At 43.8% G+C, this 16,972-nt stretch carries 10 protein-coding genes; 2 read left to right on the top strand and 8 right to left on the bottom strand.

Annotation, left to right across the window (positions count from 1 at the left end; all coding sequences use genetic code 11):
* Positions 1-20 precede the first annotated feature (20 nt).
* Complete coding sequence (locus tag AAEU28_RS14105; RefSeq protein ID WP_421964719.1) at positions 21-1,175, top strand: IS110 family transposase; 1,155 nt, start codon at positions 21-23, stop codon at positions 1,173-1,175.
* Between the two features lie 408 nt (positions 1,176-1,583).
* Here AAEU28_RS14105 and AAEU28_RS14100 read toward each other — a convergent pair whose 3' ends face one another.
* The 4 genes from AAEU28_RS14100 to AAEU28_RS14085 form a co-directional block, all read right to left on the bottom strand.
* A complete protein-coding gene (locus AAEU28_RS14100; RefSeq protein ID WP_421964718.1) occupies positions 1,584-2,414 on the bottom strand; it encodes a DUF4238 domain-containing protein in 831 nt (276 codons plus the stop codon).
* 533 nt (positions 2,415-2,947) lie between these two features.
* Positions 2,948-3,637, bottom strand: coding sequence for a hypothetical protein (locus AAEU28_RS14095; RefSeq protein WP_421964717.1), 690 nt, complete (start codon positions 3,635-3,637; stop codon positions 2,948-2,950).
* Between the two features lie 100 nt (positions 3,638-3,737).
* Entirely contained in the window at positions 3,738-4,283 is a 546-nt protein-coding gene (locus AAEU28_RS14090) for an NMCC_0638 family (lipo)protein (protein WP_421964716.1), read from the bottom strand.
* A gap of 93 nt (positions 4,284-4,376) precedes the next feature.
* Positions 4,377-4,586: a hypothetical protein gene (locus AAEU28_RS14085; protein ID WP_138627488.1), complete on the bottom strand. Its 210-nt coding sequence runs from the start codon at positions 4,584-4,586 to the stop codon at positions 4,377-4,379.
* Positions 4,587-5,182: 596 nt separating this feature from the next.
* On the opposite strand from AAEU28_RS14085, the gene AAEU28_RS14080 reads away from it, so the two are divergent.
* Complete coding sequence (locus AAEU28_RS14080; protein WP_421964715.1) at positions 5,183-6,154, top strand: integron integrase; 972 nt, start codon at positions 5,183-5,185, stop codon at positions 6,152-6,154.
* 183 nt (positions 6,155-6,337) lie between these two features.
* Here AAEU28_RS14080 and AAEU28_RS14075 read toward each other — a convergent pair whose 3' ends face one another.
* The 4 genes from AAEU28_RS14075 to AAEU28_RS14060 all read right to left on the bottom strand — a co-directional run bounded on the left by AAEU28_RS14075 (position 6,338) and on the right by AAEU28_RS14060 (position 16,825).
* Positions 6,338-9,112 carry an Ig-like domain-containing protein gene (locus AAEU28_RS14075; protein WP_421964714.1) on the bottom strand — a complete coding sequence of 925 codons (2,775 nt, stop codon included), beginning with the start codon at positions 9,110-9,112 and terminating at the stop codon, positions 6,338-6,340.
* A 93-nt stretch (positions 9,113-9,205) separates the two neighbouring features.
* On the bottom strand, positions 9,206-11,848 hold the full coding sequence (locus tag AAEU28_RS14070) for a glycosyl hydrolase family 18 protein (protein ID WP_421964713.1): 2,643 nt from the start codon (positions 11,846-11,848) through the stop codon (positions 9,206-9,208).
* A 25-nt stretch (positions 11,849-11,873) separates the two neighbouring features.
* Positions 11,874-13,481, bottom strand: coding sequence for a lytic polysaccharide monooxygenase (locus AAEU28_RS14065; RefSeq protein WP_421964712.1), 1,608 nt, complete (start codon positions 13,479-13,481; stop codon positions 11,874-11,876).
* 155 nt (positions 13,482-13,636) lie between these two features.
* A complete protein-coding gene (locus tag AAEU28_RS14060) occupies positions 13,637-16,825 on the bottom strand; it encodes a glycosyl hydrolase family 18 protein (protein ID WP_421964711.1) in 3,189 nt (1,062 codons plus the stop codon).
* Positions 16,826-16,972: the final 147 nt, after the last annotated feature.

The raw sequence follows: 16,972 nt of genomic DNA, 5'->3' as shown, positions 1-16,972 counted from the left end.
ACTAAACAGCAGAGGCTAACATGAATAAACATAGCATACTTTTTATCGCTCTTGATACACATAAAGAATTCAATGAAGTCGCCTATATTGAAGAACATAGAGGCGCACAACCTGTTCACCTTGGTCGCTCTCCTTCTTCCAAAGTGGCCGTTCAAAAACTGGTTCGCCAATTCGAATCTAAATACCCAGGTGCAACGCTACACTTTGTTTATGAAGCTGGCCCATGCGGTTATTGGATTTACCGATTAATTACCAGTCTCGGACATTTCTGTTACGTAGTTGCCCCTTCCCTTATTCCTAAAAAGCCTGGTGAGCGTATCAAAACCGACAAACGTGACGCTCTAAAGCTCGCAAAACTCCTTAAATCTGAAGACCTAACACCCATTTATGTGCCTGAGCCTGAAGATGAAGCCATCAGAGACTTATCTCGCGCACGCGAAGTGGCTATGAAAGACCTAAAAGATGCTAAATATCAATTAAAAGCCCTACTACTTCGCAATAATATTAACTACAAAGGTACTGCAAACTGGTCTCTCAAACACTTACGCTGGCTTACAGAATTAGTATTGCCACACCCAGCACAACAAATCGTTTTACAAGAGTTTATTCAAACTATAAACGAGCGAACTGCACGATTGGAGCGACTCGACAACGAACTCTCTCATCATGTTTATCAATGGCGTTACTATCCCGTAGTGAAAGCAATCCAAGCGATGCGCGGCGTTCGCTTGCTCGTGGCCGCTGGCGTTGTCGCTGAGCTTGGCGACTTATCACGCTTCGACCATCCCCGTAAATTAATGAGTTATCTTGGTCTTGTGCCTAGTGAACACTCGAGTGGTGGCAAACGCCATATTGGCGCCATCACAAAATGCGGAAATGGCCGAGCAAGGCGCCTCCTTGTTGAAGGCGCGCACACATATCGCTATGCAGCAAACATATCGACAGATATGCAAAAACGACAAGAAGGTTTACCAAAAAACATTATTGATATCGCCTGGAAAGCGCAGCTTAGGCTCTGCAAGCGTTATAAAAAAATGATAGCCAAAGGAAAACACTACAACCTTGTTGTCACGGCAATTGCCCGAGAAATGATTGCGTACATATGGGCAATTGCAAAAGAAGTGGTGCTTACGCCTGTCAATGCAAAACTGAGATTGGCAAGAGTACCTGCATGAGAAACGAATTAGAGTTAATGCATGAGATCAAGCATCGGGTGTGGTACAACCACCGACGGCGTTAGGATGGCAATGCAGCTAACGCTGCATTGAACCACGAACATAGACTGAAGACAGGTGCCACGACGAACTAAGTAAGGTCTGCTCTGTTACTAGAAATAGTAATAACCAACGAATATCAGCAAGATAACCGACGACATTACTTGCTTCATCCTATGTATTAACTCGCTCTAATTCGAGTTGAAGTAATTATGGCTTAAAAAGTTAGGCGAGGATCAGTGCGTTTAACTTGACAGTGGGAGTCATACCAACGCTTGCCTAACCGGCGCGAAATAGCAGGCTAAAATTGGCGACGAAGGAGCGCAAGCCTGCTGTTTTGCGTCCTTTGGTTTAGGCACTTGTTAGTTTTTAATTTTCTGTCGCAGATCTTTGAAACTCTTTTAAGTACTCTTCTCTTGAACCAATAACTCGCTCTCGAGCTTGTGTATACATTTTTTGATTGAATTTATAAATATCTAACCCGCCCTCATCAACACTGGAGGCTACAATGATATTTTTAGTTAAAGGGAAAGCAAAAACTTTAAAGTCAAATAACTCATTTAAGTCAGAATAAACTACAGGATTATCACATGTTAAAACCAATCCCTGATCTTGTTCTGTTACGTAGAATGAAAAATTAATTAAGCTTTCATCTAACATCTTAAAAGTTAATAATGGCAATAGGGAATTTTGAATTACCGTTAAATGAGAGTCTTTTTCCCTATGTGCATATAAATATTTAATAAATTTACGGTCATAACCCAAATTTTTCTTAGTTATCTCGCTTGCTGAATCATATAGCCCTAGTAAGTTTGATGCATATTCTTTTGCCAAACCTCTTTGGCAAGGAGTTCTCCAGAATTGAAGAGCAATAATAACTTTCAATAATTGATGAAATTCAATGGTATTTTTAGCTTCAAGGTATTTTTTAGGGTTATGTCTAATCTCGTTCATTAATCGAAATGCGCCAGATAACTCACTCTCTACTTCAGAGTAAAAGTCTTCTATCATCTGTGAACGCTCATTCTGAAAGCTAACTGTATATAAGTGCTTGTCATACATTATTTGAGCAGGGTGCATAGTAGAAATATTATGCCTAGGCTTCCTTAAAACATATACTTTGTCTTCTTCTTCCATGGTAAACCCTTTCATATAAACTTCAGGGACATAGTGATGTTTTACTTTAGTTTGCTTGCTCAAATACTTTCCTTAAAAACTAACGCCTAAAGCAGCGGCCGTAGTGTAGGCGCGAAGCGCCGAAACGTAGGTCCAGCCCCACAGGGGCGATGCTGGCTTTACTTGTTAGCTGTGAACCCGTCAAGTTGACATTTGCACTACCTATACATGAATAATAAATATTTAGTGAATGCATCTAGCAACGCCGAATATAAAAAATAGAATAAAGTGGCCACCCCATTCTATTGAGGACAGTATGAGTGGAAAAACATACCATCTCTTTTTTGATTTTGTAGTAATCATCATAAAGAAGATTACACCCGGTATTAGTAACGGCCAGATGAGTAGAATAAGCTCGAACCAACTCCAGCTTTTGCAATGAACCGCTTTAAGCCATAACCAAATAGGTAGAAAGCTCAATACGATTAAGTAGGAAACGGCCACTCTAGTCTTCATGTACATAACGCCGCAAATAAACGGCTAAAAATAGTTGGCTATAATTTGTGAGGTACGAACAAAGCCAACTGTTTTTTGTCCGCACTTTTTGATTTGCCTTGTTATGTTGCATTAACACAAGGGTAGCCAATTTCTGAAATATCTTTTTTTAGCTGTTTTATTGATACTTCAGGGTTTACTTCTTTAACCAATTCTTCGGTTAAAGGTAAATGGTTATAAATCTTTGCAATAGTTGTAACATCCAGATCTAATTCATAATACTCTTGAGCAAATACCCTATATGTTTCAGGGTTACAGTCAAAGATTTCTAAAAGATATTCTGAACCATCAGGATCTTCGTCATCTGCAAATTCGAAGTCACCTTTACCCCAATAGTCTGCCGAATGAAGTTTCCAAATACAAAATGAAATATTATCCATAGAGAAAGCCGGTTCTTTAGAGGCAGTAACGAATTCAGAAGGCAATCCTTTTAATAAACCTGGCCATGGAACTTGCCCATCAGTACTCCAAGATGACATTGAAGATTCATGGTCAAAACCTTTAATAAAGCAGCCCTCTTGATTGAATAGTACATAGAAGTCATCACCACAACCATTCCTCATCGAACCCATTTGCTCATTAACGTCCCAATTTGAATTGAATGAATAAAAACGTTCATCCCATTCAGGGGACATAATTGCATCTAGCATTGCGAGTGATTGAAGTAGCTTTTTTAACTGCAATACTTCTGGCATTGAGCTTAAATTTTTAGTTGATATAGCATCCAATGCTGGAGACTCCTTTTGCAACATAACGCCTTAATAAACGGCGGAAAATAGCAGGCTAAACTAAGCGAAGAATGAGCGCAAGCCTGCTGTTTTGCGTCCATGTTTAATTAAATTGTTAGGCATACTAGGCGCCTCGGTATGACATTATCGCAACTAGGTTACTGGGTTTAGCATTATTTACTGTTATTACCCATTGCTCTAGAAAACTGTTGCCTTGATACAGAGTATATGAAGTTGTAGTTAGGCTACCCGATTGAGAAACTAACTCTTTTTTATAAGTAAACCCGCTGTTTTTTGGTGGTAACCAAGCTTCCATACTAGCTTGAATTGTTTTTGGCTCACCTTGGTGTATAAACACAGAACAAAGTCTATTTTCGAGTAATACAAGCCCGAAATCACCATCATCATTATTCAAGTGCCAAGCTTTGCCTGCGTTACCTTTTAGGTAATTTTGAGCAATTTGCTCAGGTGCGATTACAAAACCTTCTCTGTTAGCTAATTGCTCTAGAGCCTTTGAGCTTTGGCGACCAACAACACATGTTCCCATAAACAATTGGATTGGCGTTGATTTTCTTAGAGCAAGACCTTTATCTTCTTTCTCTGTTGTTGATTTGCACCCAACAGTTGATAAAAGAAGGGTTGCAAGGATGTAAAATGTAACTCGATTCATATTCCGTATGCCTAACGCTTACAATAACGGGAAAAGCTGAGCGACAGCGAGGCTTTTTCCCAATGAGCGAAGCGAATGTTGTTGATTGTTTTGTTATATGCCATCTATCACCAAAATCAAACTCTTAACTACTGCAACAAATATAGCTAAACCAGTTATGTATCTAGGCAGCTTAGGATATTTTTCATTCATATATTTTAGCGTTGGAGATTTATTTGCACTCCCAAGTTTTCCACTAAAATGCAAGGCGGCTAAGATGCAAATAATTATCACCAATAAGGTATTGTAAGGCTCAGCTAACATCAAAGAATCCTTGGCATATAACGCCGTTGTAACCGGCAAAAAATTGTTGGCTAAAATGTGAAGCGAAGCGTAGCAGCCAACAGTTTTTTGTCCGCGTTGACGACCTTGTTATGCGTTGACACTCAAATTTAGAAGCGCTTGCGCCTGCACTAATAAGCCAAACTTAAAATTAAAAAACACTCACCAAACCCAAAATTGCAAAGAAGCGTTCGACTGGTGAATGACCTTTCTGGTCACAGCTAAAATTGAAAAACGAAAAGCTAAGACCAGCTTAAAACTTAATTACGCCACTGTACCTAAAAGCTGATTTGAAGAAAAGACTTGAAGTAAAAACTGCATTAAAGACAGCGATTTAAAGTGACGCATAACAGCTTTTTCATAGGAAAAATTCCTTAATTTGTCAGTACAAAATCGGGAATCATTCCTGTTAATTTCGCTAAACAATATCTTGTTTCTGAAACAGACTCAACACCTTATGTTTTTCTTGGAAAATAAACAGGCATTGTAAACGGAGAAAATCGGGCATTGTAAATAAACTTGCATCTTACAGCTATTTGACTACTGTTTATTTATACATATTAAAAACTTTTAACCCTATGTCAAACTCTCCTTTTCTAAATGCTTTAGAGCGCTACATGGTCACCCGTAGGTATGCTAAGCGTACAATTAAAACTTATATTTATTGGGTGTATCACTACATTCTGTTTCACAACAAACAACATCCTAAAGACCTTACTGCAAGCCACGTTGAGCAATATTTAGAGTTTTTGTCGAACGACAGAAGTGTTGCCGCAAGTACACAAGCAACCGCATTAAACTCATTAGTCTTTCTATACCGAGAGTTTTTGAAATTACCATTTGAACGGCAATTACAATTTAATATGAGTGAGCGCCCCAGAAAATTACCTGTCGTTCTCACACAAGATGAAATTAAGCGGTTATTTGCGAATCTCACGCCTTCAATATTACTTCCTTGCCAGCTCATGTATGGCAGTGGCTTAAGGGTTATGGAAGCAGTTAGATTACGTGTACAAGATATTGATTTCGATTACTTAAGTGTGAAAGTTTGGCAAGGTAAAGGCGCCAAAAATCGGCGAGTCACCCTTGCTCCTGCACTTATTCCTGCGCTTAAAACACAAATAGAAAAGGCTAAGCAAACGGCATTCAATGATATAACTAATCAAGCATACAAAGGGGTTTGGTTACCACATGCACTTGCCAAAAAATACCCCAATGCACCTAAAGATCCGTTGTGGCATTATCTATTTTTTTCTAACAGCCTAAGCTATGACCCTCATGAACAATCTGCATTGAGAAGACATCATATCGATGAGTCGAGTTTGCGGAAGGGAATTAAAATCGCGACTAGAAAAGCGAAAATAGAAAAGAATGTCAGTTGTCACACCCTACGCCATTCATTTGCGACCCATTTACTACAAAGCGGAGCTGATATTAGAACGGTTCAAGAACAGCTGGGTCATAGTGATGTGAAAACAACGCAAATTTATACCCATGTACTACAAAGAGGGGCGAACAGTGTTGAAAGCCCTCTATCAGCTATTTTGTAGTCTTTATTTAATAACCTGAGCTTTGGTTAAGAGATTTACTAGAGTAGTGGTATTGAGTTGATAAGTGTCTTTTCGACTGAACAGCCGAAACTTTAAAATCAAAAAAGCGCAGTCCGTTGCGCTTGCCCAACACGGGCCAAAATAAACTCAGTTGAAAAAGGTTATTTGTATTCGCTGTCAAGCTTAGTTACACGTGCCTAACTTTTTCCAAACCGCCCATTGGCTTGAGTATTGAGCTGGGTTTTGACCACGTGTCCACCACTTAGCTTCATATAGCTCACCGTTTAAGCTTGCTTTATTTCCCGCGGTATACACTTTGTTATTACTCCACTCGGCGACTGCACAATCACTGCTGCTATCAACCACATTGATGGTGTTTGACTTTGACTGTGTGCTTAAACCCGTTGCATCAGTCGCCACAGCGTAAATGCTCACATTACCTAATTGGTTGGCTGTGAAGCTCGCCGCGTAAGGCGCTTGTGTACTCACGCTCACTTGTTTGCCATTCACAAAATAAGCAACTTGTTTTAGGTCGCCATCTTTGTCATTTGCGCTAACAGAAAGTGATAAACGCTCGCCAAGTTTTACCGTTTGGCCTTGGCTTGGTGACAATAGTGTCACTTCTGGTGCCGTTGGCGTTGGCTCTTTGCTTTCATTTACCACCACTGTGACTGCTTTGGCTGTGGTCGTTGCACCTTTATCGTCTTTTGCAATGGCGCTAAAGCGGTAGCTTCCAGCCTTGTCTGACTTCCAATTAAATTGATAAGGTGCGCTGTTTAAACGCGTTAGCAGTTGACCGTTAATGGTTACTTCAACTAACTTAATTTCACCGTCACTGTCTTTTGCATCAAGGTTAAAGTTAACGCTTTGCCCTTGTTCAACCTCAGTATTGTTTAGCGGGCTGATGAATTGCACGCTCGGCGCTTGATTTGGCTTGTCAGTAACGCCGCCACATTCTAGGCCTTTTTTCCACACACCCCATGACCCTGAGTTGCTACCCGGGTTTTGGTCTCGGTTCCACCACTTGGCTTCGTATTCAAAGCCATCAAATGAGACTTTTTGGCCCGACGTATACACGCGACCGCCCTGCCAAGGTGCAGTATTACATTGACTCGGATCGATTAGAGTAAAACTAACCGTTTGCGCATCTGCCTTAGCGCCATCGTTGTCTGTTGCACGAGCAGCAACCACGAATTGACCGGTATTGTTTGAAGTAAACTTGGTTTCGAATGGCGCTTGTGTGTCAGTTGCATGTAGTTGACCGTTTACAAAAAACTCTACCTTTTCAACACGTCCGTAATCATCTTGTGCATTTGCAGTAATGGTCACGTCCGTGCCCACAATAAAGCGCTCGTTTACGTTAGGGCTAGTCAGGGAAATCGTTGGCGCTTTGTTTTCAGTACAAGCAAAAACACCCACTTGTTTAAAGGCTTCACCAATGGCTTTAATGTCGTACCCAAGGTCTTTTGCAGATGCCGTTACGCCACAGGCAAGTGATTCAAAGTTACCGTTATAAACCCAAAAGTTTTTGTTGGCGTTGTACATCACTTCATAGGCTTTTTTTACACCCCAGTCAGGCGTATTTGCTAATAAATAGAAAGCTTTATTAAACACACCTGAACTACTATGAACGCCCATACCCGGTTTGAATTTGTCTGCATGACCAATTGAATGACCATCTTTTTCAGGGTTCGCCATATAACGCAGTGCAGTGCGGTTTTTAAAAATACTTGCGCCAATTAACCAGTCAACTTCACAGCTGCCATCCGGTTTTTGGTTCATGTAACACTCCAGCGCTTCTGAGGTCATATCAGAGAATGCTTCATTCACACCGCCCGACATATTGCTATAAACCAACTTTGAATTTTGATGCGTCACGCCGTGGCCGATTTCGTGGGCAACAACGCCCAATGAAGTGAATGGGTAAACGCCATAATTGGCTAAGTCACCATCACCAAAGGTCACCTCTTTACCATTCCAAAAGGCATTTAAATAATCTTCGCGATAATGGATACGCATCACCAAATCGCCAGTTAGGGCGCGGCTATCAAACCAATCTTTGAATAGATCTATGGTGGCTTGGCCGTAATACATTGCGTCATTGAGCGGTGAGTACGCGCCATTTACGCTTTTATGGGTGTTTTCATAGCAAGGAAACTGAAACGTTTCTGTATTTGTCGTGCCGTGCTCCATGTCAATAACACGAATATCTGTGTGCCACATCTCACATTGTCCGTTGCCTAGCTCTTTGGCATGAAAATGGGGTTTATCGGTTCCATAGTGATGTAGACCAATTTTTTCATTGCCGCCGGGGCCTGAGCCTACTCTGGTGTGGTGCAAGGTTTCAATGCGTTTTAATACCGCACCTGAATGCGCATCAATGGTAAACTCTGGGCGCGTTGGTGCATCTTGTGTTTCAGCCAAAATAGAGACTAAGTAAGCCAGTTTTAGCTCACCATTATGCGGGAATATAACCAGCTCAGCGTGCTCATCAGATGATGAAATAAGTGCTTTAATTTGCTCTTTAGCAAACGCGATTGCTTTATCAGCGTCGATGCTCGGAATAACTGTATCTATACTTGGCTTTGTGATCACCGAGCCACTAATAGACTTTATTTCGCCCTCAGTTTGAAACCAGGCACTGAACACATTTTTTTCTTCATGGTGAGTGACAATTTCACCACCATAAACACGCACACCTTTATAATATTGGCTACGACGCAAATGCTTACCATCAGCAGATTTTGTGTGTGTTCTAAATTCAAAATCGCTCTGAGACGACGAACTTGCTACTCTAAAAAAGCTATCATTTTGTGATAACTGAGACTTTAAGCTGTTTTGTAGTTGTTTGTTGTTATGAAGGCTTACCGGCTCATTGGCCATTGCAGTAACACTGGTTAATGCACTTGCACCCATGCTTGCAGCCACAAAAAAGGCCACCTTACTCATTTTTAACATTTTTATTCTCTTTTTATGTCTTTGTTACTTCGTCTAAAAAGGTGCGTCCATGCACCTAGAATGAACTTGGTTTTGATTATTGATTTATGAAGATTAAAGCTTGCGCCATACGCCGCCGTTGCCTGGAATTTGACCACGAGTCCACCAGCGCGCTTGGTAGGTTTCGCCGTTATGCTCAACCTTATCGCCACCGGTATAAACTAGGTCGCTACGCCATGCGCGTACTTTGCCGTCATCTGGGATGATCTCGGCCCATACACCGCCATTGCTTGGTATTGCACCTTTGGTCCACCAACGAGCACGATACTCAACGCCTTTGTACTTAACCGTGTTACCGCCTGTGTAAACCTTGTTCGGGTCCCACGTTGTGTCATCGTTACCCGGTGGAGTTGGCTCAGTTACCTCAACGTTATTAATGGTTACGTTGAATTCGCGTGTCACTGTGTGCTTGCCATCAGTCACTGCAACACTGCCTTTTACAGTGGTGGTTTTAGCCACTTCGCCCGCTTTAAGTGTCACACTTGCGCCATTACCCACCACAGTGTGGCCCGGCACACGCCATGTGTAAGACAGCGCCTTGCCCTCAGGGTCGTTGGCCGTTACACTCAGTGTTTTTGACGTGTTTTCGTCTAAAGTTACTGCGGCAACTGAGCCCACAACAGGTGCTTTGTTTTCAACAACTGGGGCTTTTACAGTCACTTTGACTGCACGATTAACTGTGTTAACGCCGTCGCTCACGCTTAGGTTAACGGTGTAAACTGAGTCAGTGGTTACTTTAGGTGCCACGATGATTACGCTGTCATTTTCAGTCTGAAGATTCAGCGCTGCATCGCCTTGCCAGTTAAAGGTCACCGCTTTGCCTTCTGGATCAGTCGCAGTAGCTGTTAGAACATGAACATCACCCGCGTTGAGTGTGATCTGCTCAACAAGCGTCACAATTGGGGCTTTGTTTTTAGGCTTAGGTGGCACAACCTCTCCCGCTAAGCCTTCGTGCATGGCGTTTAAGATATCGCCGTTATCTGCATCGATTTCCCATGCAAATAAACCAGCTAGATTATGCTCGCGTACATAACGACCTTTGGCACGCACAGAGCGAGGGCTATCATAAGTAACCAATGTGCCCTTTTGACGGTTCCAAACATAAGCGGCTTCTGCTTGTTCATCGTACCCTACTTCAAACCCGTTAATACCTTGCTCGTCTTGACCAATCATGTGGGCTTTTAAGCCTTTATAATCAATCACACCCGCTTCCCACACACCTTGTGACGTTGAACCTTTCAGCTTGCCATTCGCAGGGGCGGTCATTGGGTTGCCCTCAATTTCAGCGTTTTGTGGGTAAACCCCTTCCCAACCACGGCCGTACATAGCGGTCCCCACTACCAGCTTGTCGCTTGGTACACCTTGCTTAAGTAGTAATTGGATAGCGTTGTCTAGCGTGTAAGCAGGGCCTTTTCTTGGCTCGCCGTTTTCGTCAACACCTGTGCCGTTACACTCATCGGCACTCATGTGAGAGCCACAGTAAATCGCAGTTTGGTGACCCGTTACATTGTTCCAACCACCAGCGAAGTCGTAGGTCATGGCAAAAATGTAGTCCATGTACTGCGCAGCTTGCTTGTAGTCAACGTCTTCAATTTTGTCGTAGCCTGTACCAATTGCGGAAGTCAGTTCAAACTCACGGCCCATTTCGATTTCTAACTCATCAAGCATCTCTCGTAGCTCTTTCATTAGAATGATGTACACTTCGCCGTCTTTTTCAAAGCCAAGATCTGGGTTCGCACCATCACCACCCGGGAACTCCCAGTCGATGTCGATACCATCGTAGAACTTCCACGTTTTTAAGAACTCGCGCATTGAGTTAACAAAGGTGTCGCGATTTTCTTTTTTGTCGAAGTCGAAGAATGGATCAGACAGCGTCCAGCCTCCTACCGACGGTAAAATCTTCAGATCAGGATTGCGCTTTTTCAGTGCCATAAGCTGCGCATAAGTACCACGAATTGGATCTTTGCTGCTCACACCCGGCAGTGCTTTTTGAACTGCCGCCCACGGGTCGTGTATAACGACTTCGTAATCTTTTGAGCCACCACATGCCAGTTCAAGGGCACGTAAGCTGTTACCGTTTTCAATTTCTGCGAGCGAATCATTTGGACCACACACAGGAATAAAGCCGTAAAGCAGGTGAGTAATGTTGTCAGCTGGGATCTGAGTTACATCGAATTTACGACCGTAGATACCCCACTCTACAAAGTAAGCACCAACCACCGTATTTGGATCGGTGTCGAACTTTTTGTTGTTAGGGTTAACGTTGAGTTTAAGTGGCTCTAAGTGGCCGCCGTCTGTGTCGGCAATGACAATTGGCTTAGACGCAGACATAGCACAGCCGCTAGAATCACATAGGGCAATACGCAGTTGGTGACGGCCTGATTTATGATACGGGAAGCGAATAGTGCCGCCAGTCGTGCCTGCCGATAAAGTGCCTTCGTTCACCACTTTATCATCAAAGTATACTTTGTAGCTGTCACCGCCTTTGCCAGACCATGCGTTCCATTCAATTTGAATGTCGACAACATCTTTGGCTTGAATTAACTGCTTGTAAGATCCGCGACCATAGATGTTTACATCGACAAACGAATAGTTTTGCGGTTTCCAGTTAATGCTTGGCGTCGATGGTGCGGCAAATGAAGCGGCACTTGCTAAAGCTGCGCCTACGGCGGCAGCTGTGGTTAAATATTTAAACATGTTGTATTTACCTTACTGAGTATTATTAGAGTTTTTTCCAAACAGAACTTTGGCCCGGTGTTTGACCGCGCGTCCACCAGCGAGCTTGATAACGCTGACCTTCAAAGGTCACAATGGCGCCACCTTGGTAGGCTTTGTTGGAGTTGTATGAATTGGTATCGTCACCACCGCTTTGGACTAATTCCCAAGCTTGGCTAGAGTCTGGCGCTTGGCCGCGTACCCACCATTTGGCGCGGTAAGTTTTGCCTTTATAAACGGCTGTATTACCTGCGGTATAAACCTTGTTCGCATCCCACGTGTCTTTACCTGTTGGAGGTGTAGGTGTAGGTTCAGGCTTGTCTACTTTGTTCGTGACATTAATCACCAGCGGCACGGTTTTACTAATGAAGCCGTCTGACACCGTTACCTTGCCATCAAAACGCGTGTCTGCATCCACTTGCGGCGCAGTCACTGTGATGGTTGAACCTTGACCTGTGAAACGCACAGCAGCAGGTAGCTGCCAGTCGAAGTTCAGCGTTGCTTGCTCGTCATCAAAAGCATGCACATGTAGATGTTTACTTTGCCCTTCTTCTAATGTCAGCGGCGCTGGCGTATGCACAGTCGGTGCGGTATTGGTTGGTTTTTTGTGTACTTTAAGGTTAAAGCTGTGCGCCTTATTGCTTAAGAAAACTTGATTGCTCTTGATGTTTTCAGCATCAAATACAATCTCACCACTGGCATTTTGCACACCAATGCGGAGCAAGCTGTCAAAGCCAGATACCAGCTTGTTGGCAAATTCAGCCTGCCACTGGTTGGCATTCGCTGTAGTCACATCGAACTTTTCTTGAATCAGCTCTCGGCCATTTTCGTCAAATAGTCGTGCCCAAATGGTGTCACCGTTTTGAGCTTCTTGCCCTTGTTTTACAAAGTAGTCAAAGGCATACCAAGTATCAGGGGCTGGCGTCGAGGCATCATCGCGCTTGATGGTGATGTCGCTACAGTTGTAAAAACCTTCGCCAACCACATCGTCACGTTGCCAGCGGCTATACAAAATTGCATCGCCCTCAAAACGTTCTGGTATGGCAACTTCCATCTCGTAGTAACGATGTCCATCTGGTGCCATAAAGAAGTCAACATTGCCGTGCGCTTGCACCAGCTCTAAGTCGCCCCATGCCAGTGGTTTATTTTTAAAGTCCACACCCGGCTTGGTTAAATAAAACTGCCAAAAACTTGGATTATGAGGCGTGGTTGCGCGGTAGCGGATCTTAATTTTGCCTTCGCCATTGGGCACCACTTCGGTTTTTTGCCAATCTGCTGAAGGAATATTCATGCCCGCCTTGCTGGCATTACCTGCCGCACATAGCGTGCCGTCAGGCACATTGGCTTCAACCGCGCTTTGGTTGTTGTAATCTGCAGTGTTTACAGAAAACTCATGGCGCTGAATAAGCGGCTCATGTTTTGATTGTAAATACGCTGCGCGACAAGCAGCATTTGGAATATTAGAGCCATCTTCTGGCCACCAATATCCACCTTGCTCGTGACAAATTGTTTGTCTGGCTTTAGGAAAATCCATATAACCGTGCGCATTGACTTTGCCAATGAGCCCCGCCCCTAAAGCGACGCCAACGGCGCATAAGGTGAGTTGTTTTTTCATGGTTTACTCGTTTTTGTTATCAATTCCAATTGTTTTACACATGACTTTGCTCACGTCGCAGACTCTATTCAGTCGCAATCTGTCAATCATTCATGTTGAAAACGTTTGATAAAGGAGCGGCCTAATGGCCACTCCCCGTTGGGAACCCTAACGGGTTAAAGGCTACATACTTTTTGCCATGCGCCACCGTCACTTGGTGCACCGTTGGTCCACCACTTGGCTTTGTAAACTGCGCCGTTGTGGATCAGAAGGTCGCCCCCGACTGCATGACTTGGCTGACCCGCCCAATTTGTGCGAGGCCAATTCGGGTAGGTGTTAATGTTGTTTACATTGACACCTTCACAAGCTTTGCCATCTGGTGGGGTATTGTCATCAGTATCACCACCGTTACCGCCGCCGTTGCCTGTGTCAGGCTTAGTCGCAATAGGTAACTCAGGGTATTCAGACGTAAACGCATATTTGCTGCCGTCTTTTTCAACTACAAAGTTCACCGGACCTGTAATTGGCATGTAATACATCACTTGTGCATTGACCGTTTCGCCCGGCTTAAATGACTCAAGCTGACCGCCCCATTGGTTTTTAAAGGTAATTGAGAAACGGTGGAATTCGTTCTCAAAACCGCCAATGTTATTACCTGCGCTATTTGACGCATCGTGCTCTACTGCCATGCCCAGTTTTTTGCGTGCATTCCAGTTCGATTTAAAAATCGGTGACGTCGACGTCGGGACGTTAAACGTGATCGTCGCTCCAGTTAGATCCAGCTCTGAATTATTAGTAAACGCAAAGGTTGGACGAATTGGGTAGTTTTGATCACCAACCGGGAAGTCTTTGGCAACAAAACGAATATCGACGGCTTTTTCTGGCGCAGCAAACTCGTTGTCACCCAGGTTCGTGTTATACGCCACACCACTTTGGTTAAAGGTGTTGTACGCTAAAGACGTCATGGTTGACCCCATGAAGTATTCGCCTTTGTCTGCGTGGTAGTCAAAGTCACCTGCCAGTTCCCAGAACATCACCCCGCCGAGACCCTTTTCAACCACATAGTCGAGTTTGGTTTTCATCGACTCTGTGTCTTCCATTGAAAGGAATACTTTTTTCTCGGCGTTGTATAACCAAGGAGCCACCGCGACGTCGTCGTAATGACGCACATAGTCACCTTTAAATACATCATCCGGATCTGAGTCAGGCGTTAGACCATAAACCCCTAGGTAGCTTGGGTTAATGCCATGCTCTAGGTTTTTAGCGTGCCAAAGTGGGTTCGAGCCTGCTGCAACTTCTTGGCCGTTTTCGATGTCGTGCCATAAGTTATCGATACCAATGGCACCGTTACCACACTTGTTTTTTTCACCAATGCCCGTGCCTTTTGGACAGTCGTTTTGGTTAGGAAGAGGTGCGCGACCCCACAGGCCATTTTCGCCACCGCGTACGTCTTTAAAGCCACGGGTATAGTAAGGAATACCAATGTTAATGCGCCCTGCAGGCATAGTGCCGCGGAAGTAATTCACCGCCCAGTCAGTATTGAGATAACCGATACCACCAAACTCTTTGGTGTTGTACACATTCCAGGTTTTAAGCTCTGTATCTTTACCTGTGTCGTACAGTGGCGCATTGTGACCAACGTGATCATTCCACGCACCGTGCAGGTCGTACGTCATGATGTTTACAAAGTCTAAATACTGAGCCGTTTGGAATGTTTCCATACCGCGTAGTAGGTAGCCTGATGACGGCGCGGCAATGGTTAACATGTAGTGTTTACCGTCTTGCTCACCCGCTTTATCAAGGGCTTCACGTAGGTCTTTCATCAGTACTTGGTACGATTTGTTTAAACCTGCACGACGTGCGTTACTGATCGCAAAGTCTTCTGGGTGGCCTGTGTCTTTCATTGATGACGGGTATTCATAATCCACGTCTAGGCCATCAAAGTCATAGGTTCTTAAGAACTCAACTGAGCTTTTAACGAACGCGTTGATACCAGCTTGGTTAACACTGCCATTTTCATTGGTGGTCATGGTGTAAAAACCGCCGTTGTTAACGCGTTTACCCGTTTCGTCAAAGTAACCGCCGGTTTCAGCCCAACCACCTACCGAGATAAGCGTTTTCACGTGCTTGTGTTTTTTCTTGTATTTGCTCAGTAAGTTAAAGTGACCTTTGTATGGCAGAGATGGGTCCATCTCAGCGCCTTCAACACCCGGCCAAGTCATGTTAGTGGCGGCATTACCTTCGGCATTTGGATTACCAATACTGATTTCGTTTTTGTCATTAACATGGGCAAACGCGTAGTTAATATGGGTGATCTTATCCCAAGGAATATCATCAACTAGGTAGCTTGGTTGGTCATTTTTACCATGACGCCAGCTAGTAAAGTAACCAATCACACGTCTTGGGTGATCGGCACCCATTTTTTCACGACCTTCTGTGTCGTAAATATCACAGTACGCAGGCGTTACACCGGGTGTTTGATATAAACCTGCTGGGCGACAGTCTTCATGCGAAACTTGGCCGTCTGTGGTGTCTTTAACTACAAATGTGCGGCTGATAATGTCAGACGCTAAACCGTGTTCGTCTTCAGCAACTAGGCTAAATACTTGACGGCCAGCCGAAGTGGCTTTCCACACAACTTGATGTTCATTGTTAGTGCTGGTCGCTAGCACGTCGCCATTTAATTTTAGCGTTTGTGTTAGCTTGTCGCCGTCAGTGTCGTTGGCAATCATAGTGAACACAATTTCACTGCCGACTTCTAGCTCGCTTGGAAGCTGAGCCGCAAGCCTAGCAATTGGTGCATTGTTTTTATCTTTTGGTGGTTCTGCCGTGACTGTGACTTTACGACTTACAGAGCGTGCTGTTGCACCGTCATCATCCAATGCCACGCCATGGAAATTATGCGTACCCGCTTTTGCTTTCCAAACGAACGTATATGGTGCATTGCTCAGTACTTTAACCAACGAATCGTTATGATATATCGCAACATGTTTAACAACGCCGTCACTGTCTTGTGCACTAAAGTCGAGCGTGACTTCTTCGTTTTCTTGCACAGAGAGATCTGCCGCTGGCTTGAGAAGCTTCACCGATGGCGCTTGGTTTTCTGGCTCAGCAGAGCCACAAGCACCTAGCTTAGTCCACTCTTGCCACTGACCTGAGCGAGCTTTTGGTGAAGAGCGGTTCCACCAATTAGCTTTGTAGGCAACATCGTCTTGCTGGACTTGATTACCGCCAGTGTAAACTTTCCCTGACTCCCATAGAGGGATATTTGTACAATCTACAGCGGCAAAAGCGGGTGCACTCAGCATGGCTAACACCAAGGCTGAAGGCTTGAAACCTCTGCGCACTAAATTGAAATGTTTCATATTTTGTTCCTGACCTTAATTATTGTGATTTACTCAACCAACTAATTTGAAAATCACTTATTTACCCATTTAAGGGGCAAAAAAAGTCTAGAACACAATTTTTGAATCACAAAACTTTAACATTTGTGATTTTTTGAATTTTAAAAA

Source organism: Pseudoalteromonas sp. SS15 (assembly GCF_049257195.1).
In the GTDB taxonomy this organism is placed as follows: domain Bacteria; phylum Pseudomonadota; class Gammaproteobacteria; order Enterobacterales; family Alteromonadaceae; genus Pseudoalteromonas.
The sequence above is the reverse complement of the archived record's forward strand: the minus strand, read 5'-3'. Positions and strand labels throughout refer to the sequence as shown.